The 25942-nt window shown below is 63.6% G+C and carries 24 protein-coding genes and 1 tRNA gene; 12 read left to right on the top strand and 13 right to left on the bottom strand.

The features are described from left to right. Nucleotides 1-24: 24 nt before the first annotated feature. Complete coding sequence (locus PU724_RS14560; protein ID WP_127393491.1) at nt 25-255, bottom strand: hypothetical protein; 231 nt, start codon at nt 253-255, stop codon at nt 25-27. Here PU724_RS14560 and PU724_RS14555 point away from each other — a divergent pair. Beyond that, nucleotides 245-2386, top strand: a complete 2142-nt coding sequence (locus PU724_RS14555) for a sodium-translocating pyrophosphatase (RefSeq protein WP_127284707.1) — start codon at nt 245-247, stop codon at nt 2384-2386. The two genes, PU724_RS14560 and PU724_RS14555, sit on opposite strands and share 11 nt — an antisense overlap. Nucleotides 2387-2445: 59 nt before the next feature. On the opposite strand, the gene PU724_RS14550 is transcribed toward PU724_RS14555, so the two are convergent. From PU724_RS14550 to PU724_RS14540, 3 genes are all read right to left on the bottom strand, one after another. Further along, the gene (locus PU724_RS14550; protein WP_354421378.1) at nt 2446-5814 is read right to left on the bottom strand and encodes a DUF4132 domain-containing protein; all 3369 of its coding nucleotides are present in this window, start codon (nt 5812-5814) and stop codon (nt 2446-2448) included. A 4-nt stretch (nt 5815-5818) separates the two neighbouring features. Then, nucleotides 5819-6190, bottom strand: coding sequence for a hypothetical protein (locus tag PU724_RS14545; RefSeq protein ID WP_127311827.1), 372 nt, complete (start codon nt 6188-6190; stop codon nt 5819-5821). Between the two features lie 293 nt (nt 6191-6483). Further along, nucleotides 6484-7002 (bottom strand): outer membrane protein assembly factor BamE, encoded by a 519-nt coding sequence (locus PU724_RS14540; protein ID WP_127284710.1) that lies wholly within the window; start codon nt 7000-7002, stop codon nt 6484-6486. 114 nt (nt 7003-7116) lie between these two features. Here PU724_RS14540 and PU724_RS14535 point away from each other — a divergent pair, with 114 nt between their 5' ends. From PU724_RS14535 to PU724_RS14505, 7 genes are all read left to right on the top strand, one after another. After that, a complete protein-coding gene (locus PU724_RS14535) occupies nt 7117-7653 on the top strand; it encodes a ubiquinol-cytochrome C chaperone family protein (RefSeq protein ID WP_127311828.1) in 537 nt (178 codons plus the stop codon). Between the two features lie 10 nt (nt 7654-7663). Beyond that, nucleotides 7664-8212, top strand: a complete 549-nt coding sequence (locus PU724_RS14530) for a YceD family protein (protein ID WP_354421381.1) — start codon at nt 7664-7666, stop codon at nt 8210-8212. 128 nt (nt 8213-8340) lie between these two features. Then, complete coding sequence (gene plsX, locus PU724_RS14525) at nt 8341-9411, top strand: phosphate acyltransferase PlsX (RefSeq protein WP_127284713.1); 1071 nt, start codon at nt 8341-8343, stop codon at nt 9409-9411. Between the two features lie 9 nt (nt 9412-9420). Next, nucleotides 9421-10392, top strand: a complete 972-nt coding sequence (locus PU724_RS14520) for a beta-ketoacyl-ACP synthase III (RefSeq protein WP_354421383.1) — start codon at nt 9421-9423, stop codon at nt 10390-10392. 102 nt (nt 10393-10494) lie between these two features. Then, complete coding sequence (locus PU724_RS14515; RefSeq protein ID WP_006201891.1) at nt 10495-10818, top strand: integration host factor subunit alpha; 324 nt, start codon at nt 10495-10497, stop codon at nt 10816-10818. A 131-nt stretch (nt 10819-10949) separates the two neighbouring features. Beyond that, nucleotides 10950-11492, top strand: a complete 543-nt coding sequence (locus PU724_RS14510; protein ID WP_126054931.1) for a MerR family transcriptional regulator — start codon at nt 10950-10952, stop codon at nt 11490-11492. A gap of 86 nt (nt 11493-11578) precedes the next feature. After that, a complete protein-coding gene (locus PU724_RS14505) occupies nt 11579-11875 on the top strand; it encodes a hypothetical protein (protein WP_354421385.1) in 297 nt (98 codons plus the stop codon). A 71-nt stretch (nt 11876-11946) separates the two neighbouring features. Here PU724_RS14505 and PU724_RS14500 read toward each other — a convergent pair whose 3' ends face one another. From PU724_RS14500 to PU724_RS14485, 4 genes are all read right to left on the bottom strand, one after another. Then, nucleotides 11947-12222: a hypothetical protein gene (locus PU724_RS14500; protein ID WP_127282154.1), complete on the bottom strand. Its 276-nt coding sequence runs from the start codon at nt 12220-12222 to the stop codon at nt 11947-11949. A gap of 173 nt (nt 12223-12395) precedes the next feature. Beyond that, entirely contained in the window at nt 12396-13088 is a 693-nt protein-coding gene (locus PU724_RS14495) for an ATP-grasp fold amidoligase family protein (RefSeq protein WP_426213264.1), read from the bottom strand. Then, the gene (locus PU724_RS14490) at nt 13085-13399 is read right to left on the bottom strand and encodes a hypothetical protein (RefSeq protein WP_354421389.1); all 315 of its coding nucleotides are present in this window, start codon (nt 13397-13399) and stop codon (nt 13085-13087) included. The genes PU724_RS14495 and PU724_RS14490 overlap by 4 nt, the downstream gene beginning before the upstream one ends. Nucleotides 13400-13553: 154 nt before the next feature. Continuing rightward, the gene (locus tag PU724_RS14485; RefSeq protein WP_127282152.1) at nt 13554-13757 is read right to left on the bottom strand and encodes a hypothetical protein; all 204 of its coding nucleotides are present in this window, start codon (nt 13755-13757) and stop codon (nt 13554-13556) included. A gap of 367 nt (nt 13758-14124) precedes the next feature. Between PU724_RS14485 and PU724_RS14480 the strand changes: the two genes are divergently transcribed. Together PU724_RS14480 and PU724_RS14475 are read left to right on the top strand one after the other, a co-directional pair. Continuing rightward, the gene (locus PU724_RS14480) at nt 14125-14388 is read left to right on the top strand and encodes a helix-turn-helix domain-containing protein (protein WP_354421391.1); all 264 of its coding nucleotides are present in this window, start codon (nt 14125-14127) and stop codon (nt 14386-14388) included. Nucleotides 14389-14606: 218 nt separating this feature from the next. Beyond that, complete coding sequence (locus PU724_RS14475; protein ID WP_292349707.1) at nt 14607-15008, top strand: hypothetical protein; 402 nt, start codon at nt 14607-14609, stop codon at nt 15006-15008. Nucleotides 15009-15098: 90 nt separating this feature from the next. On the opposite strand, the gene PU724_RS14470 is transcribed toward PU724_RS14475, so the two are convergent. After that, nucleotides 15099-15175, bottom strand: a tRNA-Pro gene (locus PU724_RS14470). A gap of 219 nt (nt 15176-15394) precedes the next feature. Between PU724_RS14470 and PU724_RS14465 the strand changes: the two genes are divergently transcribed. Next, a complete protein-coding gene (locus PU724_RS14465; protein ID WP_354421393.1) occupies nt 15395-18727 on the top strand; it encodes an AAA family ATPase in 3333 nt (1110 codons plus the stop codon). A 107-nt stretch (nt 18728-18834) separates the two neighbouring features. Here PU724_RS14465 and PU724_RS14460 read toward each other — a convergent pair whose 3' ends face one another. The 4 genes from PU724_RS14460 to PU724_RS14445 form a co-directional block, all read right to left on the bottom strand. Then, a complete protein-coding gene (locus tag PU724_RS14460) occupies nt 18835-20079 on the bottom strand; it encodes an O-antigen ligase family protein (protein WP_354421394.1) in 1245 nt (414 codons plus the stop codon). Then, nucleotides 20076-21611, bottom strand: coding sequence for an undecaprenyl-phosphate glucose phosphotransferase (locus PU724_RS14455; RefSeq protein WP_354421395.1), 1536 nt, complete (start codon nt 21609-21611; stop codon nt 20076-20078). Before PU724_RS14455 ends, PU724_RS14460 begins: the two co-directional genes overlap by 4 nt. A gap of 151 nt (nt 21612-21762) precedes the next feature. Beyond that, nucleotides 21763-22893: a glycosyltransferase family 4 protein gene (locus PU724_RS14450; protein WP_354421397.1), complete on the bottom strand. Its 1131-nt coding sequence runs from the start codon at nt 22891-22893 to the stop codon at nt 21763-21765. An 8-nt stretch (nt 22894-22901) separates the two neighbouring features. Further along, nucleotides 22902-23465 (bottom strand): polysaccharide biosynthesis/export family protein, encoded by a 564-nt coding sequence (locus PU724_RS14445; protein ID WP_127282146.1) that lies wholly within the window; start codon nt 23463-23465, stop codon nt 22902-22904. A gap of 262 nt (nt 23466-23727) precedes the next feature. On the opposite strand from PU724_RS14445, the gene PU724_RS14440 reads away from it, so the two are divergent. Further along, on the top strand, nt 23728-25902 hold the full coding sequence (locus tag PU724_RS14440; RefSeq protein ID WP_354421399.1) for a GumC family protein: 2175 nt from the start codon (nt 23728-23730) through the stop codon (nt 25900-25902). The last annotated feature ends 40 nt before the right edge of the window (nt 25903-25942 follow it).

The raw sequence follows: 25942 nt of genomic DNA, 5'->3' as shown, positions 1-25942 counted from the left end.
CGTGCGGCGACTGATTACCCAACGTCATTTCAATCGATCTAAAAGGACGGTCACGCCGGCAGGTTTGCGATCACCTTCGCCTTTTGGGCGAAAGCCGGGCAAAAACCGAACAATATCTTGACGTTCCCAGCCCTGTTTCGCATACAGCCCAGCCAAGGGGTGGATTCCGCCTGGCGGCGTGCATCCCCGTTCCAACGGCCCAGGGAGGGGTTCTTTTGGGCCATCAATCGAGGAAAATTCGGCAATGACCATCATTTACGCCGTCATCGCCTGCGGCCTGCTTTCAGTCCTTTACGCTATTTGGGCGACCCGTTCGGTCCTTGCGTCCGATCAGGGCAATCAGCGCATGCAGGAAATCTCCGCAGCCATCCGCGAGGGCGCCCAGGCCTACCTGGCGCGCCAGTACACCACCATCGCCGTCGTCGGCATCGTCGTGCTCCTGCTTGCCTGGTGGCTGCTGTCGATCACCTCGGCCATCGGCTTCCTGATCGGCGCCGTGCTCTCGGGCGCCGCCGGCTTCATCGGCATGCACGTTTCCGTGCGCGCCAATGTGCGCACCGCGCAGGCCGCCTCCAACAGCCTTGCCGCCGGCCTCGACATCGCCTTCAAGTCGGGCGCCATCACCGGCATGCTGGTGGCGGGTCTGGCACTGCTCGGCGTCTCGATCTACTACTTCATCCTGACCGGTCCGATGGGCCTCCAGCCGAATGACCGCATCGTCATCGACGCGCTGGTCTCGCTCGGCTTCGGCGCCTCGCTGATCTCGATCTTCGCCCGTCTCGGCGGCGGCATCTTCACCAAGGGCGCCGACGTCGGCGGCGATCTCGTCGGCAAGGTCGAAGCCGGCATTCCCGAGGACGATCCGCGCAACCCCGCCACCATCGCCGACAATGTCGGCGACAATGTCGGCGACTGCGCCGGCATGGCGGCTGACCTGTTCGAGACCTACGCCGTCACCGTCGTCGCCACCATGGTTCTCGCTGCTATCTTCTTCGGCGGCACTGCCATTTTGGCCGACACCATGCTCTATCCGCTGGCCATCTGCGGCGCCTGCATCCTGACCTCGATCGTCGGCACCTTCTTCGTCAAGCTCGGCTCCAACGGTTCGATCATGGGCGCGCTTTACAAGGGCCTGATCGTCACCGGCCTGCTGTCGATCGTCGGCCTTGGCGCCGCCACGTCGCTCACCATCGGCTGGGGTGATATCGGCACCGTCGCCGGCATCGCCATCACCGGCAAGAACCTGTTCATCTGCGGCCTGATCGGCTTGGCTGTGACCGGCCTGATCGTGGTGATCACCGAATACTACACCGGCACCAACAAGCGCCCTGTCAACTCCATTGCCCAGGCGTCGGTGACCGGCCACGGCACCAACGTCATCCAGGGCCTTGCTGTCTCGCTGGAATCGACGGCGCTGCCGGCGATCGTCATCGTCGGCGGCATCATCGCCACCTACCAGCTCGGCGGCCTGTTCGGCACGGCGATCGCGGTCACCACCATGCTCGGCCTTGCCGGCATGATCGTCGCGCTCGACGCCTTCGGCCCGGTCACCGACAATGCCGGCGGCATCGCCGAAATGGCCGGCCTGCCCAAGGAAGTGCGCCACTCGACCGACGCGCTCGACGCGGTCGGCAACACCACCAAGGCGGTGACCAAGGGCTATGCCATCGGTTCGGCCGGTCTCGGCGCGCTGGTGCTGTTCGCCGCCTATTCGAACGACCTGAAGTTCTTTGCCGCCAATGGCGACAAATTCCCCTACTTCCAGGGCATGGGCGACGTCTCCTTCGACCTCTCCAACCCCTACGTCGTCGCCGGCCTGATCTTCGGCGGCCTGATCCCGTATCTGTTCGGCGGCATCGCCATGACCGCCGTCGGCCGCGCGGCGGGCTCGATCGTCGAGGAAGTGCGCAAGCAGTTCCGCGAGGACAAGGGCATCATGGCCGGCACCTCGAAGCCCAACTACGCCCGCGCCGTCGACCTTCTGACCAGGGCGGCGATCCGCGAGATGATCATCCCGTCGCTGCTGCCGGTGCTGGCGCCGCTGGTGGTCTATTTCGGCGTGCTTCTGATCTCGGGCTCGAAGGCCTCGGCCTTTGCGGCACTTGGCGCCTCGCTGCTCGGCGTCATCGTCAACGGCCTGTTCGTCGCAATCTCGATGACCTCGGGCGGCGGCGCCTGGGACAACGCGAAGAAATCGTTCGAGGACGGCTTCACCGACAAGGACGGCGTCAAGCACCTGAAGGGCTCGGAGGCACACAAGGCCTCGGTCACCGGCGATACGGTCGGCGATCCCTATAAGGACACCGCCGGCCCGGCCGTCAATCCGGCGATCAAGATCACCAACATCGTCGCCCTGCTGCTCTTGGCCGTGCTCGCGCACGGCTGAGGCTCGAGGCCGCAAGTCAGAAAAACCCGCGGGAGCGATCCCGCGGGTTTCTTTTGTCGTCACCCGATCTGCGTGAGGATCGAGCCGTCGGTTATCTTGTCGTCATTTGCGAGCATCATTGCCTTGGACAGGATGATCGACAGGATGTCGTCGCCCTCGAACGGCACGTAGGCTGGCCTTGGCCCGGTCGCCTCGTTTGACGGCACGATGCAGAGATAGCGGTCGTTGGGCGCCATTCTGATGTGCCCGGACGCGAAGTTGATCTTGTAGGTCTTGCGCTTGCCGTCGACGATCAGGAACTCGTCCGTAACCGTGCACTGGTTGGCAATGGCGAGGCCGGGCAGGATGGTGGCGATGAAATCGCGGCGACCCTTTGCCAGGCCGCTGGCCTGTCCCGCCGAATAGCGCTCGCGGTAATCGAGGAATTCAGGCCGCTCCGACAGCGGGTGGCCGGCATTGCCGCCGCGATCCTGCCAGTGGCGGTCGTTGCCGATCGAGGTGCGGCCTATCACGCTGTCGATGTCGTACATCGCCTCGCAGAACGCGCGGGGAGGGACTGCATCGATGGACAGGGGCACCTCGTTCGGCAGCCCGGTCTTGGGATCGAGCGCGAAGAAGGCGACCCGGTCCGTGGCGATGAAGGCGTAGAGGGCGGCGCCGCGCTCGGCCGCCTCGATGTCCTGCACGCGCGTGCCGATGCCGGCGACCCAGAACTCGGCGGCGACGCCGTGATGCGGCAGGATGAGCCGAACGCGTTCATGCTCGGCATTGTTGCCGTGCATGCTGCGGTTGTACGCCGTCCAGCCGCGCTTCTTCAGAATGGCCATGACTGGAGCCTGCTCCAGTATGTGCGCGGCGAAGCGGTTCGAATAGCTCTGCGTGGCAAGTTCGGCGTCGGTGACGACATAGACCGGCCGCCAGGCCTGGATGAAGGGCTGCAGGATCGTCTGCCTGGCAAGGCTCTCGCGCCAGGCGGAGACGGTCGTGGCCGGGCTGTCCAGCGGATGCCAAAGGTGGACCGTCCAGTCCGGTCCTGGAACCGGGCAGCGAACGCCGGCGTGATCGACAAGCTCGCCTTCGCGCGGCATGGCGACGAACTCCTCGCCCTTGGGACCCACAAAACGCCAGATCAGGCGCTCGGAAAGCGTGCGCAGCAGGCCATTGCCGATCAGCCGATCCTGCCAGCCGTGGTAATTCCAGTGGCGGCCGTCGCGCCAGGCGCTCTCGATGCGGCGCCGCGCTTCCGGCAGGATCAGCGCGATGTCCTTCGCCGCATTTTCCAACTCGCCCGCCATTTCGCTACCGCCGGGTGCCGCCTTGAAATCCTTGGCGATGCCGCGGCTCGCCTTGCCCTTGGCGTCGATGCTGCGCAACTCGGCCTTGGCCGACGAGACAACACGCAACTCGACGCGAACGCCGCCCAGTTCCTCGACACGAAGCCCGCCATCGCCGATGCCGTACTCGGCCATGGCGATTTCCTGCATGTCGTCGCCCGACAGGCCGAGCTTGCTGCCCGCCGCTTCCAGCGCCTTGTCGATCGACTTGATCACCACTTTGTCGTCGATCCTGCGGCGAAGGCGGCCGAGCACATAGGCGGCGTCCGCGGTGCCCAACTGGCCGAGCGACCAGACGCAGGCCGCCCCTGTCTTTTGCGAACGCACGGTGCGTCCGTAATGCCCTGTCTTGATTAGCGTCGCGCCTGCCAGCGATTCCAGCAGCGGCAGCGCCTTGTCGGCCGGCAGGCGGGACAAGGCCAGGGCAATGCCGCGTGCGACCGCGACATTGTCGGGCGACAGTTCGCCGTGCAGTCGGCCGAGATCAAATTGCCAGGGTACATAGTCCCCGGCCGCACGCTGGAACAGCAGGCCCGGTATCGCGCAGATCGCCTTCAGCGCGGACTGCCGCACCGCCGCCGCATAACCCGCCGACTCCCGTTCCGGCAGCGGTGTCGGAAACACCGATGCATTCTGCGGGCTGAACACCAGGCTGTAGGCTTCCAGGCCGATATAGACGTCGCGGTCGATCTCCGGCAGCGCCGGTTCGCAGAGCGGTTTGAGCCACTGCCTGAAACCGTCGGCCACCGTATCGTGCCCAAGGGCTGCGATCTTGCGTTCGCAATCCTTCAGCCAGGTCGTTCCGGGCGCGCCATCGCCGGCGGCAACCAGATGGTTGAGCAGGCTTCCGTCAGGATCCCCGCGTCCGAATTCGAACGCCTCGACCTGCGTGCCGGCCCTCGTGAAGTCCTGCGGCCAACCCCGATCGAAGGTCGGCCCCACGGCGCGCAGCATCGCCATTTGCGCGGCGGTCGCGAGCTGTCGCCATTCGGGTTTTTCCTGGCTCAGCATGCGGCTGAGATGGTTGTTGTAGTCCTTGTGAAAACCTTCCTCGCCCTTGGTGTCGCGAGCCCACCAGCCGAACCTGAAGGCGGCACTGCCATCGCCGGAGCCAAAACGGGCGGCGAACGCCTGTCGGTCGCTCAGCCAGTTGTGCACCGTCCTGTCGCCGGCGTAGGCGCGGATGTCCTCGAACAGCGGTGCCAGTTCCGTCAGCACGTCGTCCCAAAATTCCGCCTTGTCGGACGGCGGCGGCGTGTAGCGCAGGTGCGGAAGTTTTCCCGGCGGATTGGCCCGCATGCGCGCAAAGAAACTGTCCTGCTGGCCGGCCCCGGCAAGCGCCTTCAGCGAGACGATCAGCGGCGGATCGGTCTTTTCCGGACCAGTGCGGTTTTTGTAGTACTGCGTATCGCAAACCAGCGCGATGAGCCTGGCGGCGTTGGCCCGGTCCTCGGGGCCAGGAACCAGTCCGTGTTTCACCGCGCGCTCGATCTCGCGAATGATGCCGAGCTTGGGCAACCCGCTCGACCAGCCGATCGTGCCCTTGAGGTGGAGGCCGGCCTGGTCGTTGGCGAGCAGCCTGAGCACGGTGGCGGTTCTCGGCCCGTTCGCCTGGAAGCCGCTGCGCAGAAGATCGCGGCTCAAGGTTTCGCAAAAGCGCGCGAATCTGGGCGGGATGCTGCCCTCGCGGCTGCGCACATAGATGGCTACCGCCGGGCCCCAGCCGAACCGCGCTCGCAGCATGTCGATAGTGTCGAACAACTCGCCGCGCTGTTCCGCCGACAAAGCGCGCAGGCGGCTGGTGATATCCTTGCGGGCTTCCTCCGAGTTCGCGGTGTCGTAGGCGCGGACGAGGGAGATGAGCTCCGCTGTCATCGGACGCGAGACGCCGGCGGATGAGGCCAGCTCGATATCCCGCGCCAGCGCCTCCGCCTGGCTCCGCTCCCTGTCGGCATGGGCGCGATGGAGGCGCTCGACCATCCTGTTTATGTCGGCGACCGGCGCCGGCTCAGTCGGACGCGCGGCGCCGCCTACGGCCTTGCCGAACGCCGCGGCCGCTGCCCTGAGACCCGAAAACAACCGTCCATTGCTCATCCGCTCAGCCTCCCTTGAGCCGCAAAAGCTTGATGAAGACGACGTCCGTGCGCGCTGAAATGACGGCCACGTCGTCCAGCGCCATCATTTGCTTGCCACCGACGACCACCATGAAGGCGTTGCGCGAAAAGGCCTCGATCGCTGCCGCCACAGCCTGGTCCGGGTTGGTCTTCTTGAGCGGTCCGGTGTTTGGCGCATAGAGCAGGGTCTCGATCGCCGCGTCGTTGCGCGAGGCGTGCAACCTGTCATGCTCCAGCAGCACGCGTTCGGTGATGATCTGCCGGAGCGTGCACGGGACGCCGTCCTTCCAGTCCAGGACGAAGCTCTGGACCGGCTTGCGGGCGCCGATCTGGTCGTACATGACGATGCGGCTCATCTGACCCTCCGATCCGGCTGATCTTGCGGATCAAAAATTATAGGCAGATGAAACCCAAGCGCCATTGCGTTTTGTGGTGGATAAACGGCTAACGCAGAAGTTGCGCCCGCCACATGATCAATAAAGGATCATCGGGACACTGGACGGCTTCGGTTTTGCTCTTCGAGCGAAGGTGGCCTCACTGAGCCGCAACGGCCGGTCAGTACCAAGCAAAGACCCGCCGGAGCGATCCGGCGGGTCCCTGGCTGCCTGATTCTGTGTTGCCCGCGTGCGAAAAGCGAGCCGGCCGTCGGTTACATGCCGTTGCCGCCGCCGGGCAGGCCGGGCGCCAGCTTGCTGGCGCCGTTGATGATCTGGCTGAGGAAGTTCTGGTCCTTGCCGCCGGTCGGCGTGGTGCGCGAGATGAAGTCGAAGACTTTGCCGTCCTTCAGCCCATAGTTGGCGATCTGGGTGACGCGGCCGTCGGCGCCGAAATAGACCGCAAGCACTTTCTGGTCGACCAGATGCGGCTTGTCGAAGGCGACATAGCGCTTGCGCGTCTGCGAGATGTAGTAGAAGGCCTCGTTGTCGAAGGTCGCCGTCGTCGACGGAGTGCCAAGCGCCAGCAGCACCTGTTCGCGGCTCGACCCCACCGGCACCGAGTCGATGGCCTGCTGGTCGATGACGTAGCCCTGGGTCAGCGTCTCGCCGGGGCTGAGATCGCCGATCATCTTGGACGAATTGCAGGCTGAAAGGGCGGCCGCCGCCACCAGCAGCGATGCCATGCCGGCCGGCCTGGCCAGGAAATGCAACTTGAAATTCAGCGCGCGCAACAACAACTCCATTAGCCGACCGCAACTTGCGCTGGGCGGCAAAACCGGTAAACCAGCTTGCCTGCCGATGCAACAAGGCCAATTCAACAAACGGTCCCCGGGAGACCACCCTCAATGTTCCAGCGCTTTTTTGGCCGCGAACGCCATGCCAACCGCGCTATCACCGAGGCGCTTTACGCACAAATCGTGGCGGCGGCGCGGCAAGCCGTTTTTTATTCCGACTGGAATGTGCCGGACACGCCGCTTGGTCGTTTCGAGATGCTGTCGCTGCACATGTTCCTGTTCCAGCACCGGCTGCGCGGCGAGAGCGGCGCCGCGACCGAGGTCGCCCAGGTGCTCATCGACGAGTTCTTCCTGGATGTCGAACATTCGCTGCGGGAGCTGGGCATCAGCGATGTCGGCGTGCCGAAGCGCATGAAGAAGCTGGCCAAGATGTTCTATGGCCGCACGGCCGCTTACGACGATGCGCTCGAGCGCGACGACAGGGAAGCGCTCGCCGCCGCGCTTACCCGCAATGTCGTGCCCGACGCGGGTGAGTGGCCGCAGGCGCCGCTGCTGGCCGCCTATGTCGCGGATGCCGCCCGGCATCTTGCGGCCCAGCCGGCCGAATCGATCGCATCCGGCACGCTGACGTTTCCGGCGGCCGGCTGAGGAGGCGAAGATGAAACATATCGACCCGCAAAGCCCAGTTTCCTTCGTCGCCAATGTCGCCCGCCTGCCGCAAAAAGGCCTGCCGGTGACGATCGAGGCCGACGAAGGGCAGCGCGCGGCGCTCGCCGTCGAGCACGAGCTGCTCTCGGTCGAACGCTATCGCGCCGAGCTTCTGGTGGCGCCGTGGAAGCGCAATGGCGTCAAGGTCAGCGGCCGCGTCGAGGCCGACATCACCCAGGCCTGCATCGTCACCCTGGATCCCGTGGAGGCGCATATAGACGAGCCGGTCGAGGCGCTGTTCCTGCCAGAGCAGTCGAAGCTTGGACGGCAGGGTTTCGAAGGCGGCGGCGAGATCGTGCTGGATGCCGACGGACCCGACAGCCCGGAGACCTTTTCCGGCGACACGATCGATGTCGGCGCGCTCGCCGAGCAGTTCTTCGGGCTGGCGATCGATCCCTATCCGCGCAAGGCCGGCGTGTCGCTGGAGGTCACCGGCGACGGCGAGGCCGAGGAAAGCGAATTCCAGCAAAAGCTGCGTTCGCTGCTTGGAAAATCCTGAAAGCGGACCTGATATTAGAAAAGCCGGTTGTGCGGCAGCCCAAAAACGCTATTTTCGCCGAACCTTCGCGAGCCCCCGAACCTGACCAGCTCAAGCCGCCGGCAGGCAAACCGTGAGATGAATACCGCGTGATCAGGATTTCCATCGATGCCATGGGCGGCGATCACGGACCAGGCGTGGTCATTCCGGCGCTCATGACGGTCGCCATCCGTCGTCCCGACATCCGCTTCATCATTTATGGCCGCGAGGATGCGGTGCGCCCCGAGCTGGCCAAATTCCCTAAGCTCGCCGAGGTGAGCGAGTTCGTGCATTGCGAGATCGCGGTCCGCATGGACGACAAGCCGAGCCAGGCGCTGCGCCATGGCCGCTGGAAATCGTCGATGTGGAAGGCGGTCGAGGCGGTGAAGTCCGGCACCGCCCAGGCCTGCATCTCGGCCGGCAACACCGGCGCGCTGATGGCGATGTCGAAATTCTGCCTGCGCACCATGGCGACCATCGACCGTCCGGCGATCGCGGCGATCTGGCCGACGACGCGCGGCGAAAGCGTGGTGCTGGATGTCGGCGCCACCATTGGTGCGGATGCGCACCAGCTCATCGATTTCGCCATTCTGGGCACCGGCATGGCGCGCTCGATCTTCGGCATCGACCGTCCAAGCGTCGGTCTGCTCAATGTCGGCGTCGAGGAGATCAAGGGCCAGGAAGAGGTCAAGGAGGCCGGGCGCATGCTGCGCGAGGCCAACATGGCATCGATGAACTATCGCGGCTTCGTCGAAGGCGACGATATCGGCAAGGGCACGGTCGACGTCGTCGTCACCGAAGGCTTCGCCGGCAACATCGCGCTCAAGACCGCGGAAGGGACCGCCAGGCAGATCGGCGGCTATCTGCGCGCCGCCATGAGCCGTACGCTGATGGCCAGGATCGGCTATGTCTTCGCCAAGGGCGCCTTCGACCGGCTGCGCGAGAAGATGGATGTCGGCCGCTCCAATGGCGGTGTCTTCCTCGGCCTCAACGGCATTGTCGTGAAGAGCCATGGCGGCGCCGATTCGGACGGCTTCGCGGCGGCAATCGAGCTTGGCTACGACATGGTGCGCAACAATCTACTTGACCGCATCGAGGCCGATCTCGATCTGTTCCATGCGCGCAATCCGCATGCCCAGGCAAACAGGAAATCCGACGTCGTCGTCGACGCAAAGGAATAGGAAAGAGCTTTGATCAGATCAGTCGTGCGCGGCTCCGGCGCCGCGCTGCCCCGCCGCATCATGAAGAATGCCGATTTCGAAGGCATGGTCGAGACCTCCGACGAGTGGATCGTCCAGCGCACCGGCATCCGCCAGCGCCATGTCGCGGCCGATGACGAGACCACCGCCTCGCTCGGCGAGGCGGCCGCGCGCGCGGCGCTCGACAGCGCGGGCCTGACGCCCGCCGACATCGACCTGATCGTGCTGGCGACCTCGACGCCCAACAACACCTTTCCGGCGACCGCGGTCGAGATCCAGAACCGGCTCGGCATGCATCACGGCTTTGCCTTCGACATGCAGGCGGTCTGCTCAGGCTTCGTCTATGCGGTGGCGACCGCCGACCTCTACATTCGCGGCGGCCTGGCCAAGCGGGTGCTCGTCATCGGCTCCGAGACCTTCTCGCGCATCCTCGACTGGAACGACCGCTCGACCTGCGTCCTGTTCGGCGACGGCGCCGGCGCGCTGGTGCTGGAAGCCGGCGAGGGGACCGACACCATCGCCGACCGCGGCGTGCTGGCGGCGAGCTTGCGCTCCGACGGCGTCCACAAGGAGAAGCTGTTCGTCGATGGCGGGCCTTCGACCACCGGCACCGTCGGCCATCTCAGGATGGAAGGCCGCGAGGTGTTCAAGCATGCGGTCGGCATGATCACCGACGTCATCGAGGCGACGTTCTCGCAGGCCGGCATCACCGCCGACGATCTCGACTGGTTCGTGCCGCATCAGGCCAATAAACGGATTATTGACGCTTCCGCCAAGAAGCTCGGGATCGCCGAGCAAAAAGTGGTGGTTACGGTCGATTTGCACGGTAACACGTCGGCTGCGTCCGTGCCGCTGGCGCTGTCAGTGGCCGTCGCCGACGGCCGCATCAAGAAGGGTGATCTGGTGCTGCTCGAGGCGATGGGCGGGGGCTTCACCTGGGGCGCGGTTTTGGTCCGCTGGTAAGTGCCGAACGGAAGGGTTCGGTCCTTGACCTTGACGGATCAATTACTTAGGCTCTGCCGTTGCTTGTACCGATTTATGTTTTTGAGCTGATGGGACGGTCGCATGGGGGGAAAGACACTTACGCGCGCCGACCTTGCCGAAGCCGTTTACCGCAAGGTTGGCTTGTCGAGAACTGAATCGGCCGAGCTCGTTGAAGCGGTGCTGGATGAGATTTGCGAAGCCATCGTGCGCGGCGAGACGGTCAAGCTCTCATCCTTCGCGACTTTCCATGTCCGCTCGAAGAACGAGCGCATCGGCCGCAATCCCAAGACCGGCGAGGAAGTGCCGATCCTGCCGCGACGGGTGATGACCTTCAAGTCGTCGAACGTGCTGAAGAGCCGCATCTTGCGCTCGCACCAGAACAGCAAGGCCAAGGGCGGCAAGTAGCCGCCGCAAATGCCCGGTTGATAATGTCCGCGCGTTTTGACGTCGGGCTTGAATATTGTTCCATAAACCGCTGAAATAAGGCCCGATTCGGCAGCAATTGGCCCGATCGCCGTCCAGCGGAGGATTCACCCATGGACAAGAGCCCCGATGCTTTCCGCACCATCAGCGAGGTCGCGGAGGATCTCGATCTGCCGCAGCACGTGCTGCGCTTCTGGGAAACCCGTTTCAACCAGATCAAGCCGATGAAGCGAGGTGGCGGCCGCCGCTATTACAGGCCGCAGGACGTCGAACTGATCAAGGGCATTCGCCATATGCTCTACGACCAGGGCTACACCATCAAGGGCGTGCAAAAGTTGTTGCGCGAGAACGGCAACCATTTCCTGGTTGCCATCGGCAATGGCGACATGGCGGCCGTCGAGGCGATCGCGCAGCGCCGGCAGGCAGAACAGGTGCCGCTGACGCCGGCTGCCCAGCCGCGCGGCGCCGACGACGAGATGCTGGTCGGCCAGCCCAGGGTGAAACCCAGCCGACGCTTCTTCGGCCTCGGCAAGAGCGACGATGAGGGACCAGTCCAGCCGGACTCCTCGAAACTGTCGCGCGACAACCGCGCCCTGTTGCAGGAAGCGCTGTTCGATCTGCTGGAGTGCAAGCGCCTGCTCGACCAGGTGCGTTAGGCGCCGCTCGCTGACAGTCGGTTGACCGGAACTGCTTGTGCGCCCATGCGTTACGCCTCCTTCTGCACAAGGAAGGAAAACGCATCATGGCAACGCTTTCGACCGTCTCCGATCTCGAAAAGCAGGTCGCAACCCTCTCCAGGGAACTGGCTGCTTTGAGGAAGGCCATCTCGAGGCAAGGTGGCGGCTACTATGAGGACGGTCGCGACGCCGCTTCGGATTACTATTCCCAGCTGGCCGGGCGCCTCGCCGAGGCGCTGCCGGCGATCGGCGGCAGGGGCAAAGCGATCGAAAGGACGGCACGCGAACATCCGGCGACAGCTGCCGCCGTCGGGCTGCTCGTGCTTGGACTTGTTGCCAGCCTGTTCCTCGCGCGGCGTTAGCGCGTCCCCGAAAGGTGAAAGGAAATGGCGGCCGTCGCGCGGACGGCCGCCATTTCCTTGATTGCAGGCGATCAGTTGGCGAGCTTGAGCCGCTTCGTCGGGTCGACCTTCATGACCTGGCTGCACTTGCCATAGACGGTGCCGTTCTTGTCGGTGGCGTCGGTATAGGTGCCCTTGCAGTCGATCTCCAGCACCAGACAGGAGCCCGCGCCCTTGCACACCGCGCCGCCGTCGCCGGTGGGGTGCGTGCCGGCGAAGGCCGAGCTCGGGACGGAAACCGAACCGAGGGCCGAGACAGCGATGGCCGCGGCGAGCGAGATGCGCTTGAAGTTGGTGAAGTTGGTCATTTGAGCATGTCCTTCTCTTTGATCGAGGATCGCCGTTGCGGCGTCCTTCTGGTTGGGGACCGCCTTCGTGGCGTCCATGCAGGCTTGGTGCGGCCCGGAGGGGAAAGGTTCACGCGTCGGTTCAAAATTTTTGCCAAGGCAGAGGCCAGGAGCGCGAGCTTGGTGCCGCTTGGTCAGGCCTGGCGAGGGCTCGTCGCCGGCCGACAATTGCGTGCGTCGGCCCGAGACCGGGCCTTGAGCGCGCGGGCATAGAGACCTGCAATGCCGCGATGCCGTCTGCGCAGATAGTCCGATCGGTCGAGCCGCCAGTTTCGCTCGATCGTCGCCATGATTTCCGGATTGGTCCACGTGCCGTAGCCGGCGGCGGAGTAGACGGTGAGCTCACCGGCATAGAGACACTGGCCGGTGACAAGGAAGTCGATCCTTGATGGGTCGAGATCGCCGGCGATGCGCGGCGCGATCGCCGCCGCCCGGCGCACATAGTCGACAAGACGGTCGCTGACCGGCAGCGCCTGGTCCTCGCGCGGATAGTCGGGGTCGCGCCCGGGCAGCGGCTTGCCATCGCAGTCGAACAGGTGCGAGAGGCGGGCCCGCTTGTCTTCCACCCAGACATGGCAGACGGTGCCGGCGCAGACATGGACTTTGATGTCGGTGGCGATCGCTCCGCCGCTTAGCTCGAGCCGCTCCTCGATAAAGACCGTCGGCACGATCGGCCAATACGCCCATTCGCCGTTTCGGCGCCCATAGCGTTTCTTGAGCCAGCGCCTTGCCGTGGCGATGACGGCGGCACGGTTCGGCCGGCCGCCGGAAACGAAGACGTTCATCGCGCAGCCATGGTTTGCCTTGACCACCGCATTGCCTGTCAACAGCCCGGGTGGATGTCGGCGGGGTCGCGCCCGGACCAGAGCGTTTTGGCTTGAGCCAATTCAGGGCAGATGCCGCGGACATAATCCTTCGCCGCGAGCTTATCCGTCAGCGTCACGAACAGCGGATTGCGATCGACGGTTTTCCGCCAGAGCATCAGCTCGTGATAGGTGCCGGGCGCGGCGGGATTGGGCAGATAGCCGAGCTTCGTGGCGAAGCGGACGATCAGGGCAGGATGGCGAAGCGTGAGCAGCAGCCGCGCGACAGCCAGGACCAGGCGGTGCATTACCGGCAACCTGGCATTGGCCAACATCAGGCACCCCTCGGGATGCAACCAGGTCTGAGCGCAGCGGCGCGAACTGCCTGTGCCGCGAACGCTGATGGCACGATGCCATCAGAGCAGGGCAGGAAGGCCGGTTACGGGCAACAACCAAAAACCGGCCTTCCTGTCGGATAAGCCGGTTTGCTTAGGCCTTCTTCGCCACCAGCTTCTTGTGGTGGTGATGATGGTGATGATGATGGTGATGCTTGCGATGGTGCTTGCGGTGATGATGGTGACGGTGATGCTTGTGATGCATCGGAGCAGCATCGGCGCTGGTCGCGCCGAGGATCGGCATCGAGACAGCCAGGGCCACAGCCAGCCCGAGAGCGGAGAGGAGGGACTTCTTCATGACATCGTTTCCTTTTGCGCGGGCCGTTTCTGGAGACATCGGACCATATCGATGGCTCGAGCGCCGCGATTGGGGACTATCCTCCTGGATTCTTTCGGCAATTTTTCCCGAGTGTAGAATTTTGTTTCTGGATTGTGTCTGAGGTCTTCCCCGCCCCGGTTCGGCCGGGCGCTGCTCCGGTGTGCCGAGGTGAAAGGCGGCGGCGCGCATTTGGCTGGTTCGATTCCGCGAGATCATTCCGGCGCAGTTTCACGATGGCGTGACGCCCGTTTTGACGCTTGGCAAATCGCCCGCGAGCGGTCATTGTCTCGCTCGTCTCAGGCAACCCCATGATTTGATCAGACGGTTTCAACCCAAGGAGTTGCCAATGCCCGCCACTGCCAGACGCGAAGTTCTGTCCGATTTGATTGCAGCACCCGGCTACAGCGCCCTCAAGGCCGCCCGTGAAACCAGGGGATACAGCCTCGAAGAGCTGTCCCTGACATGCGGCCTGTCCACCCACGAGATTGCCGATATTGAAAGCGGCAGGGATGCCGACCCCTCGAAGCTCCGGCGAATCGCCGTCGCGCTGCAGATGCCGGAAGGCGCTTTCATCGACATGCCAGCGTCTGAAAATCGGCCCATGCAATAGTCGATCTGGGTCGACCCAACGAGCCCGCCACGGTTTGCCCTGGCGGGCTTTTTAGTTCCGTGCAGGGTTCACCCATATCGCTCACGCCGAGCGGACTCGATTCGCTGGCGACTGAGGCGGCAAAGAATTCGGTGCATAACCCTGGCAAGGCCTATTATTAGTCCTTGCTGATGGATCTGTCCCGAAGCTAGCGTGTTGCGGGGCTTTCAGAAGGCGATATGCTAGAGCGGATCGTAACTGCCACCACAACCAGTTCGCGCCAATTCAACTTTCTTGTTCCTGACGACGTCATCGACGCCGTCCAGCGATGCATCGACTGCGCTGCTCCCGGACGCATCATTTCGACCTATTCGGTGGTTCAGGCGGTGCGGGACAAGGCCCCGGATTGCGAGCTATCCGATGAGCAGATTGAGCGCTACGCCGTTCTGTGCGCTGTGGACCAGGCGCTGGCGGTGCATTTCGACAGGCGAGGAAGCGCGCGGGATCCTTGTTCTCCGCTGAGCAGGACTCACTGGCGACTCGTGCCGAAGTGGAAGATCAAGGCGCGGCCGCGCCTGGCGCATGTCTTGTTCCACCGGCTTCCGCCCAGGCCCGACCAACGTCGGTCGGCAGCGCCCTGATCGCGACCGGGCGATTCCAGCGGCTTTCGCTCTGAATAGCGAAAAGGCGCCACAGGGCGCCTTCGACAAACCAGGGCTTTCAAGGAAAAATGGTCGGAGTGGCCGGATTCGAACCGACGACCCCTTGACCCCCAGTCAAGTGCGCTACCGGGCTGCGCTACACTCCGGACCGCGCAAAGCCCTATATTCTCAAGGGGTCTGGCGCAAGTGCCTTGTCCGAACAAAATCGAGGGAACTAGAACAAACAAGGTCCCGGTGTGCCTGTGGTGACCAAAAAGCACACCGAAAAGCACACCGGATGTTCTCTGTGTGTTCTCATGCATCTCTTCATTCCCCGGCATCTGAGTTAACATTGCTGAGGGACCCCATTCGTTGGGAGAGCTGGTGTGGACGTTGCCGTCTGGTTGCGAGGCCTCGGGCTCCAGCAATACGAGCAGGCATTTCGCGATAACGCCATCGACGCGGAAGTTCTGCCGGAGCTGACCGATGCCGACCTCGAGAAGCTCGGTATGCTGCTTGGTCATCGCAAGCGATTTCGTAAGGCGGTGGTGGGGCTGGGGATGGCATCAAGCCGTCCCGCCCCGAGCACCGATGACATCGTGGCTCAAAACCGCCAGGACCTAGGCGCGGAGCGTCGACAGGTGACCGTCATGTTCGTGGATCTCGTTGGATCGACGGCGCTCGCGTCGAGTCTGGATCCGGAGGACCTGCGCGAGATCATCGGAGCGTATCACCGCTGTGTCGCCAATACGGTCGCTCACTTTGGCGGCTTTGTCGCCAAGTATATGGGCGACGGGGTCTTGGTTTATTTCGGCTACCCGCAAGCGCACGAGAACGACGCGGAACAGTCTGTGCGCGCTGGTCTTGCTCTCGTCGATGCTGTTAGGCGACTCCAAGAGCCCGAGCCATTGCGGGTTCGTATCGGCGTCGGCACCGGGCAGGTCGTCGTTGGCGATCTGATCTCCGCCGGCGAAGGGCAGGAGCGCGGCGTGGTGGGCGAGACGCCGAACCTCGCTGCCCGCCTGCAGGCTCTTGCCGAACCCGACACGGTCGTGATCGGGCCGCAATCGCGGCAGCTGGTTGGCGATCTTTTCGAATATCACGATCTTGGCTCCGTCGAGGTGAAAGGCTTTCCGGAGCCGATCCACGCCTATCAAGTGACTCGTGAGAGCGCTGTCGAAAGCCGCTTCGAGGCGCTGCACGGGGCAACCCCCACGCCGCTGGTCGGACGTCAGGAGGAGGTCGACCTGCTGGAGCGCCACTGGCATCGCACCAAAAGTGGCGAAGGTCGCGTGGTGCTGCTCTCAGGTGAGCCGGGCATAGGAAAATCGCGCCTCACTGTCACCTTGCAGGAGCGGATCCAGAATGAGCCGCACACCTACTTGCGCTATTTCTGCTCAGCGCATCACCAAGACAGCGCGCTCCATCCGATCATTGCGCAACTCGGACGCGCAGCTGGGTTCGAGCGCGACGACATGTCTGAGGGGAAGCTGGATAAGCTTGCGGCCCTGCTTGCCCCGGCCTCGTCGGAGGACGTGGCGCTGCTGGCCGAGCTGCTGTCGTTGCCGACCGAAGATCGCTTTCCGCCTGTCCAACTGACACCCCAACGTAAGAAGGAAAGAACCTTCGAGGCGCTGCTTCGGCACCTCCAAGGCTTGGCGCGACAAGGTCCGCTGCTGATGCTCTTCGAGGATGTCCACTGGATCGACCCTAGCTCGCGCGAGCTGCTCGACTTGGTCATCGAGCGAGTGCCGCGCTTGCCAGTGCTGCTTCTCCTCACGTTTCGCCCCGAGTTTCAACCACCGTGGACCGGGCAGGCGCACGTCACGGTTCTTGTCCTCAATCGACTCGACCGTCGTGAAGGTGCTGCGCTGGTCCAGCGGGTCGTAGGCACCGGAGAGCTGCCGAGCGACCTTGTCGCAGAGATCATCGAGCGCACGGATGGGGTGCCGCTGTTCGTCGAGGAGCTGACCAAGGCAGTATTGGAGGGCGGGAACGCCAGGACAGTGCTCTCAAGAGCTGGTGCGACGGTGTTGAACGTTCCCGCCACGCTGCATGCCTCGTTGATGGCGCGGCTCGATCGCCTCGGCTCAGCCGTTAAGGAGGTCGCACAAATTGGCGCGGTTCTCGGTCGGGAGTTCTCCTACGAATTGCTGGCAGCGGTAGCACAGCGAAATGCCGCTGAGCTAAATGGCGCACTGGATCAACTCGTCGGCGCCGGTCTGGTATTCTGCCGCGGGACTCGTCCACTGGCCACTTACCTCTTCAAGCATGCGCTCGTTCAGGACGCAGCGTATGGCACGCTGCTGCGCGCCAAGCGCCAGGAACTACATAAGCGGGTCGCAGATGTGTTGGAGGAACAGTGGATCGAAATCACCGAAGCGCAACCCGAGCTCCTTGCGCACCACCTTCAGGAAGCGGGGGATTGGCCGAGCTCGGTCGATCACTGGCAAAAGGCGGGAGAGGCCGCTCTGGCCAGAGCGGCTACCCGGGAAGCCGTGTCGCACTTTGCCAGTGCTATTGATTGCAGCAGGAGACTTGGCGACGTCTCCGGCGGCGCCGAACGGGTGACGCGTCTCCACCTTGCGATGGCCAATGCCTTGATGCAGGCAGAAGGGTATCGTTCTGAGCGCCTTGGGAAGACGCTTGAAGACGCACGTCTTGCAGCCGCGAAGACTGCATCGGTCGAATTGCAATGTGACGTTGCGCTTTCACTCGCTCCATTTTTTTATGCCACTGGGCGCAATCGCGATTACCTGACCCTGGCCGAAGAGCAGCTCGCAAACTGTGCCGATCTCCTTCCAACGGCCCATCTGAGTGGTCTTTGGGCAACAAAGGGGATCGCTCATTCCAACCGGGGAGAAGAGCCGCTGGCAGCAGAGGCCTTGCGCAAGGCCTTAGATCTGATTGATCGCGTTGACCCAAGTCATCGTATTTCGTTCGCCGGTGCGGATCAACGTGTCTCTGCCCAAGCATATTTCAGCGAATCGCTGATCATGTTGGGTTTCTTTGATGCTGCAGTCGAAGAGAAAGAGCGCCTGATGCGCAATTTTGACCAGCTCGACAAGCCTTTCGACCTCGCGTGGCATCTTCTCGTGCAGTGCCAATTGTGCGCGCTACTTGGTCAATACGAGGAACTCCTTGAGAACGCTACGAAGATCGTCGAGATTTGCGAACTGCATGGCTACACGGCGCGTCGAGGCAGCGGCATTAGGTGGCGTGGTCATGCCCGCTCGCATTTAGGCGAACTGGATGCCGGCATCGATGACGTCCGGGAGAGTTTGGTTCTTTGGCGTGGGCACGGCGTCGTATTTCATACCCCTGAGAAAGCATGCGAACTTTGTGATCTTCTCCTGAGGGCCAGTCGCATCGAAGACGCATCGCAAATGCTTGATGATGTCGATACCCTCGTTTTCGACACGGACGAGACAAGCTACCTGGCAGAATGCCTCCGGCTTCGTGGCCAAATCGCCGCGAGCAAAGGTGACCTAGCTGGTGCCGCGCGCCTATTCGAAACAGCGATTGCTACTTCAAAGCGGCAGAAAGCGCGACTTTTTGAACTCCGCGCCATAACGCAACTTGCACCAATTCTCGCGCGACAAGGTCGTGTCCATGAGGCAGAAGTGCGGCTTCGATCTAAAATTGACGCGCTTGAATCCAGATATCCGGTCGTCGACCTCATCGAAGCGAAAAGGGCGCTGGACACGCTACGTCAATGAGCTCTCGTTCAGCCTTGGTTGAAAACTGCTTGGCCCATTGCGCGCACACGTCCGTCCGGGCTGGAGTGTGACGGATGGGTGAGATGACGTTCGCGCTTGTCTCCGGCCTAAGTCTTCTGATGCCGGTATTCGAGCGCGATCGCGCCCCAGATCAGGCCGAGCAGCAGGTAGACATGGCGCCAGTGGTCGATGTCGATGAAGGTGCCGAGCCCGATATTGCCGATGAAGGCGACATAGGCGCACAAGAGATAGGGCTGCCAGGGACGGTCGCGCAGAAGGATGCGGAAGCCGGCCACGATCGTCCACACTGTCAGCGTCAGGAAACAGATGAAGCCAAGCCAGCCGTAGTCCATCAGCATCTTCAGCCAGATGTCGTGCGTGTCCTCGCCAAAGATGGTGCCGAACACCAGCGGGCCGATGCCGAACGGATGCTCCATCGCCATCTGGAAGCCGATCGTGTAGCGGGCGAATCGGCCAAGGCGGGCGGTGTCGTAGCTTTGCTCGAGATGGGCGCGGCTGGAGAACATCTCGGCCACGCCCGGCAGTTGCAGGATGACGACCATGGCGATGACTAGCAGCGCCATGGCGGCGACCGTCATGATGACCACGCGCAGCCGGAACTTGCCGCTCTTGCTCTGCAGGAAGAGTGCGCCGGTCAGCAGCACGGCCGAAACCGCGAACATGCCCCAGGCGCCGCGCGAGAAGGAAAAGAAGATGCCGGCGGTGATGACCAGGAGCGGCGCGGCGATCAGCGGCATGCGCGCGACGGGACCGGTCAGGAGCAGATAAAGCAGGTAGACGCCGGGCAGCACCAGGAACGGCCCGAACACGTTCGGGTCCTGGAAGGCGCCGGCGGCGCGGTCGTATTTGGTGAAGACCTCCGCTCCCGGGAAGGCGTGGAAATAGCCGGCAATGCCGAGCAGCGCGGTCAGCACCGCCGACACCACATAGGCGGTGAAGATCAGCCGGTAGAGACGAGGCTGCACCGACGTCACCGCGGCAAAGAAAATCGCGGTGAAGGCGAGGAACATCGACACGGCAAGATAGAGCGGCGTGTTGGCGAGGTTCGCCATCTGCGTCATCGAGATCATGCCGCCGATGTTCATCACGATCAGCAGCACCAGAAGCGGCACCGCCGCCCGCGAGATACGCAGGCCGAACAGCGCCCACACCGCGATCAGGCAGACCATGAAGAGGTCGTAAGGCGCCGGCTCGTCGATGACGAAGCCGGAAAGCAGGACGCCGAAGAACACCGCGGCCGATGCAATCAGCGCCGCCAGCTTGGCGTTGACCGCCTGGGGCGGCAACTTGTTGACCGCGGCCGCCGGCAGCTCATGGGCCACCGCGCTCAATAGGCGTTTTCCGTGTTGAGCAGCCGCACCGGGGTCATGAACAGTATCCTGAGATCGAACAGCAGCGACCAGTTCTCGATGTAATAGAGGTCGTATTCGGTGCGCATGCGGATCTTCTCATTGGTGTCCATCTCGCCGCGCCAACCATTGATCTGCGCCCAGCCGGTGACGCCGGGCTTGACCTTGTGGCGGGCGAAATAGCCGTCGACCACCTCGTTGTAGAGAAGGTTGTGCGACTGGGCGGCAATCGCATGCGGACGCGGACCGATCAGCGACAGCGAGCCGAACAGCGAATTGAAGAACTGCGGCAGCTCGTCGATCGAGGTCTTGCGGATGAAGCGGCCGACGCGGGTGACGCGCGGATCATTCTTGGTCACCGTCTGCTTGGCGGTCGGGTCCGAGCGGTCGGTGTACATCGAGCGGAACTTGTAGACCTCGATGACCTCGTTGTTGAAGCCGTGCCGCTTCTGCTTGAACAGCACCGGCCCCTTGCTGTCGAGCTTGATGGCGATCGCCGTCGCCAGCATGACCGGCGAGAAGACGATGATGCCGATGATCGAGAACAGGATGTCGAAGGCGCGCTTGGCGACCGAATCCCAGTCGTTGATCGGCTTGTCGAATATGTCGAGCATCGGCACCGAGCCGATGTAGGAATAGGCGCGCGGGCGGAATTGCAGCGCGTTCGAATGCGCCGACAGCCGGATGTCGACTGGCAGCACCCACAGCTTCTTCAGCAGCTGCAGCACGCGCGATTCGGCGGTCAGCGGCAGCGACACGATCAGCATGTCGATGCGGGCGATGCGGGCGAAGTCGATCAGCTCGGAAATGTTGCCGAGCTTGGGATAGCCGGCGACGATCGGCGGCGAGCGCTTGTCGCCGCGATCGTCGAAGATGCCGCAGATGCGGATGTCGTTGTAGGGCTGCCTCTCGACCGAGCGGATCAGCATCTCGGCCGACTTACCGCCACCGACGATGACGGCGCGCCGCTCCATGCGCCCGTCGCGGGCCCAGCGCCGGATCAGGTTGGACATCACCAGCCTGAGGCCGAAGATAAGCACGAAGCCGACGACGAACCAGGTGCCGAACAGGAGGCGCGAGTAATCCTCCGAAATCTTCATGATGAAGGCCGTCAGCGCCATCAGCGCGTAAGTGCCGGCCCAGACCAGGAGCACGCGGCCAAAATTGGCGATCGGTCGCATCAGGGCCGAGACCTGGTAGCTGTCGGTGACGTCGAGCAGCACCACCGCCAGAAACGAGGCCGCGGCGATCGTCAGCGGGTACTGCCAGGCGAGATATTTGAAGAAGCCGACATAGTAGACATAGACACAGAGACCCGACAGGAACAGCAGCGCGAACTCGACCATGCGCAGCACGCCGCTGACCATGATCGGCGACATCGTATCGCGCCGGTATTGCGAGGCGACCTGGCGCGCCACATCGTTGAGGCTGCTCGATGCTTCGCTCGGGGCAGGGCCGTCGAATTTGCGTACCGCGTCCATGGAAAAGCGGTGTGCGGGGTCGATCTCGTTCATTGGATTGTCCGCGGGCTTCGCTCAGCTGAATAGCAAAAGAGAGCTAAGAAACCCTTGAGACAACCGATGGCTTTGAAGCGGTTGCCACCCAGCGTTGAGGAAAAGGGCGCTGGTCGGCGTGAAAAATACCTGAGACCAGGCCGACCACGCTCTAGCGCCGAAGCGCGGCAAAATAGGCCTTCTCGATCTCCGCCGCCATGACGTCGGCGCCGAAGCGTGCCTTGAGGTCGGGCGCCCCGGGCATCAGGCGCTGGTAGGCGCCGAGATCGGCTAGCGCGTCGCTCAGCCTGTCGCCGAGCTGGTTCGGGTCGGGCCGGATCAAGGCGCGGGAGGTTTCGCCGAAAATTTCCGGAATGCCGCCGACAGCGGTGGCAATCATCGGCTTGCCGGCGGCCAGCGTCTCCAGCACGATATAGGGCATGGCCTCGGCGCGCGATGGCACGACGATCAGCTCCGCCAACGTGAAGGCGTCCCTGGCCGGCATCGGCGGCAGGAAGCGGACATGGCCGTCGAGGCCGAGCCGTTTCACCTGTTCGTGGTATCGCGGCAGGTCGTCGCCATCGCCGACCATCACGGCGCTCAAGCGTCGGCCAAGCCTGTTGCCGGCCAGCGCCAGCGCATCGATGAAGATGTCGGGACCCTTGAGGTCGCGCATCATGCCGATATAGAGCAGGTCGGCCGCGTCGGGCACGCTCCCCACCGGTTCGAACTCGACCGCGCGCAGGCCATTGTAGACCAGCGTGTTGGGGATGGGTGGTTCGCCCACCTTCCTGCGCCAGGTGCGGCGCTCGTAGTCGGAGACGAACAGCAGGCAGTCGGTGAAGCGCGCCATGAAGCGCTCCAGCGCGAAGAACAGCTTTCCGGTGGCCGTGGTTTCGTCATAGTGGAGGGAGCCGCCATGCGGCGAATAAAGGCGGGCTACGCGAGACCTGGATACCCGCAACAATGAGCCGAACAGCCGGGCATAGGCGCCACCCTTGGCGCCGTGCCCGTGCAGCACGTCCGGCCGCAATTCCTTGATGATTCGGTAGGTGCGCCAGGCCGAGGCGAGGTCGCCCGGCCCGACATGGCGCTGCATCGGCGTGCGATGGATGCCGAGCGCCAGGCTGTCCGTCATGCTCTCGAACAGCCGTTCCTCGAATTCGCCGCCGGTGGTCGAATCGCAGACAATGCCGACTGAGTGACCCGAAGCGATCTGCGCCTCGGTCAGGTCGCGCACATGCCGGAATATCCCGCCGACGGGTGAGCGAAAGCAATGGACGATCCGCAATTGGTTCGCCACGTTGGTTGTCAAAACAGCCGTTCGCGGACGTAGACTGTATCGCCGGGCAGCAGCGGATCGGATGTGACCACCCGTCCGGTCATTACCTTGCCGTTGATGTCGCGGGTGATGTCGACGCTTTCCTGGTTGGCGCGCGGCGAGAAGCCGCCGGCGATCGCGATCGCCTTTTGCACCGTCAGGCCCGGCACATAGGAATACTGGCCGGCAGCGCCCACTTCACCCATGACGAAGATCGGCCGGTAGCGGTCGATCTCGACCGAGACATCGGGATCGCGCAGATAGCCTTGCCGCAATTTGTCGGCGATTTCCTTCTCGAGCTGCTGGGCGGTGTGGCCGCGCGCCGGCACGGCGCCGACCAGCGGCAAGGACATGTAGCCGGACTGGTCGACACTGTAGGTGTTGGTCAGGCCGTCCTGCTCGAAGACCGTGACGCGGACGCGGTCGCCGGCGCCGAGTCGGTAGGGCTGGTCGAGCACCTCATGAAAGGCCGCCGGCGTCGGCCGGTAGCTTGAGCAGCCGGCGAGCATCGACACGGCAAGCAGAGCACGAAAGAGGGAGGCAGTGCTTTTCATGGCCGGTCACGAACCTTCATCGCTGGCCGCCATATGTTGCGGCAAACCCCAGGGAACGGAATCCGTTATCGTCCTGTTAGGGTTAATGGCCGGTAAAGGTTTGCCGTCCGCGGCGGCGGCAGTCGTCAAAAAGCGTAGCTATTCTACTGTCTTTGCTGAATGTTCTTCAGTCGTCTCTAATAGGGGTTCGTACTGATCTTAACGGCTGAGTTACCATAGTTGTTTACGGTCCATCCTAGACTCAAAGTTCGGAGCAGGATGCATGTCCGTTCAGTCCGCGGCCGCAGACGTCGATGTCGATCTCAGGCAGCTCTTCGCCAGTCTGGCGAGGAACTGGCTGCGCATCCTGGTCGTTGCGCTCGCCGTCACCGGTCTGGCCTTCGCTTTCGCCTGGCTCGCCACGCCGCACTATAAGGCTGAGACGAAGCTGCTGATCGAAACCCGCGAATCGGTCTTCACCCGGCCTGACGGCACCAGCAACGACAGCGAGAAGCCTATACTTGATGAGCAGGGCGTCGCCAGCCAGGTCGAGGTCATCGCCTCGACGGACATCCTCAAGCAGGTGGCCGCCAAGCTCAACCTGTCGCGGCTGCCCGAATTCGACGAGGCGGCCAAGATGTCGGCGCTCAGCCGGCTGTTGGTCATCGTCGGGCTGAAAAGCGACCCCAACGAAATCCCGCCGGAAGAGCGCGTGCTGAAGAAGATGCGCGAGAAGCTCAACGTCTACAGCGTTGAAAAATCTCGCGTTATCGTCATCGAGTTTTCTTCTGAGGATCCCCGGCTCGCCGCCGATATTCCGAACGCCATCGCCGACACCTACATTTCCGTCCAGGGCAACGCCAAGCTGGAATCGAACGCCGCCGCCACCGACTGGCTGGCGCCTGAGATCGCCGACCTGTCGAAGCGGGTCAAGGATGCCGAGGCCAAGGTCGCCGACTTCCGCGCCCAGTCGGATCTGCTGATGGGCGGCAACAATGCGGTGCTGGCCACCCAGCAGCTTTCCGAACTGTCCACCGAACTGTCGCGAGTGCGCGCCAATCGCGCCGCCGCCGAGGCGACCGCCGACAGCGTGCGCAAGGCGCTGCAAAGCGGCGGTTCGCTGGACGCGGTGCCGGAAGTGCTGAATTCCGACCTGATCCAGCGCCTGCGCGAGCGGCAGGTCGAGCTCCGGGCCAACATCGCCGACCTCTCCACCACCTTGCTCGACAATCATCCCCGCATCCGCGCCCTGAAATCACAGCTTGCCGATCTCGACGGCCAGATTCGCAACGAGGCGCAGAAGATCATGAAGGGCCTGGCGACTCAGGCGCAGACGGCCCAGGCGCGCGAGAACCAGCTCCTCGGCGACGTCAACACGCTGAAGGCCGCATCGGCGCGCGCCGGCGAGCAGCAGGTCGAGCTCGACGCGCTGCAGCGCGACGCCAACGCCCAGCGCCAGCTGCTCGAATCCTACATGACCCGCTATCGCGAGGCGTCTTCGCGCAGCGACCGCAACTATCTGCCGGTCGATGCGCGCATCTTTTCGCGCGCCGTGACGCCGTCGGAGCCTTACTTTCCGAAGATCGTGCCGATCGTCGGCGCCGCCTTCGTCGCCTCGCTGCTTCTGATGGCGATCGCGACGCTTCTTGGGGAATTGTTCTCGGGCCGCGCCATGCGCCCGGCCGCCGGCGCCCGCTTCGGGCGAATCGAGCAGGTCGAGATGCCGGTTGCCCGCGCCGAGCCGGCACTTGTCGATGCCGGGCTGGCCAGGGATCGCCTGGCTGATCGAGAGATTGAGCCGGAGGCCGCCACCGCAGCGGACGCACTGGACGAAAGCGCCGCGCCGAAACCCTCGGCGTTGGGCGAGATCGACATCGAGAAGGCGGCGGAGAAGCTGATCGCCTCGGGTGCCGCGCGCGCCATATTCGTCTCCCCGGAAGGCGATGAGGCTGCCGCTTCGGCCGTGCTGGTGGCGCGCGAGGTCTCGGACGCCGGCCTGCGTGTGCTGCTGCTCGACCTCACCGCTTCGGGCGCCGCCTCGCGGCCGATGCTGGACAGCGCGCTTTTCCCGGGGATCACCGATCTACTTGCCTCCGAGGCGCAGTTCAGCGACGTCATCCACGCCGATCTCTACTCGGACTGCCACGTGATCCCGGTCGGCACCGCCGATCCTGCCCGCGCCATGCGCGCCGCCGACCGGCTGCCGATCATCATGCAGTCGCTGACCACCGCCTACGATCTCGTCGTGGTCGAATGCGGCCCGGCCGACGCGCAAGGCATCAGCCGGCTGGCGGGCGAGGCGACAGAGGTCTTCCTCTCTATGCTGGAGGCGGACGACGAGGTGACACAGGCCGCGGTCAAGCTGATCGAGAACGGCTATCCCGAGCTTACCCTGGTGACGCCGCTCGGCCACGAGTCGCCGGGAACGCCGGTCCCGGGACGGCGCACGGCGGCATAAGACAGGGATCTGCTCCGGCCGCCCGCCGGCGCAGAGCTCC

It is taken from the genome of Mesorhizobium abyssinicae (assembly GCF_049887195.1).
Classification (GTDB): domain Bacteria; phylum Pseudomonadota; class Alphaproteobacteria; order Rhizobiales; family Rhizobiaceae; genus Mesorhizobium; species Mesorhizobium abyssinicae.
The sequence above is the reverse complement of the archived record's forward strand: the minus strand, read 5'-3'. Positions and strand labels throughout refer to the sequence as shown.

Coding starts and splice junctions, on each gene's coding strand:
- PU724_RS14505 (WP_354421385.1), top strand. CDS start 11,579: ATGGCAACGCTTTCGACCGTCTCCGATCTCGAAAAGCAGGTCGCAACC.
- PU724_RS14510 (WP_126054931.1), top strand. CDS start 10,950: ATGGACAAGAGCCCCGATGCTTTCCGCACCATCAGCGAGGTCGCGGAG.
- PU724_RS14445 (WP_127282146.1), bottom strand. CDS start 23,465: ATGAAAAGCACTGCCTCCCTCTTTCGTGCTCTGCTTGCCGTGTCGATG.
- PU724_RS14500 (WP_127282154.1), bottom strand. CDS start 12,222: ATGACCAACTTCACCAACTTCAAGCGCATCTCGCTCGCCGCGGCCATC.
- PU724_RS14490 (WP_354421389.1), bottom strand. CDS start 13,399: ATGTTGGCCAATGCCAGGTTGCCGGTAATGCACCGCCTGGTCCTGGCT.
- PU724_RS14515 (WP_006201891.1), top strand. CDS start 10,495: ATGGGGGGAAAGACACTTACGCGCGCCGACCTTGCCGAAGCCGTTTAC.
- PU724_RS14440 (WP_354421399.1), top strand. CDS start 23,728: ATGTCCGTTCAGTCCGCGGCCGCAGACGTCGATGTCGATCTCAGGCAG.
- PU724_RS14545 (WP_127311827.1), bottom strand. CDS start 6,190: ATGAGCCGCATCGTCATGTACGACCAGATCGGCGCCCGCAAGCCGGTC.
- PU724_RS14560 (WP_127393491.1), bottom strand. CDS start 255: ATGATGGTCATTGCCGAATTTTCCTCGATTGATGGCCCAAAAGAACCC.
- PU724_RS14480 (WP_354421391.1), top strand. CDS start 14,125: ATGCCCGCCACTGCCAGACGCGAAGTTCTGTCCGATTTGATTGCAGCA.
- PU724_RS14485 (WP_127282152.1), bottom strand. CDS start 13,757: ATGAAGAAGTCCCTCCTCTCCGCTCTCGGGCTGGCTGTGGCCCTGGCT.
- PU724_RS14555 (WP_127284707.1), top strand. CDS start 245: ATGACCATCATTTACGCCGTCATCGCCTGCGGCCTGCTTTCAGTCCTT.
- PU724_RS14535 (WP_127311828.1), top strand. CDS start 7,117: ATGTTCCAGCGCTTTTTTGGCCGCGAACGCCATGCCAACCGCGCTATC.
- PU724_RS14455 (WP_354421395.1), bottom strand. CDS start 21,611: ATGAACGAGATCGACCCCGCACACCGCTTTTCCATGGACGCGGTACGC.
- PU724_RS14475 (WP_292349707.1), top strand. CDS start 14,607: ATGCTAGAGCGGATCGTAACTGCCACCACAACCAGTTCGCGCCAATTC.
- PU724_RS14530 (WP_354421381.1), top strand. CDS start 7,664: ATGAAACATATCGACCCGCAAAGCCCAGTTTCCTTCGTCGCCAATGTC.
- PU724_RS14550 (WP_354421378.1), bottom strand. CDS start 5,814: ATGAGCAATGGACGGTTGTTTTCGGGTCTCAGGGCAGCGGCCGCGGCG.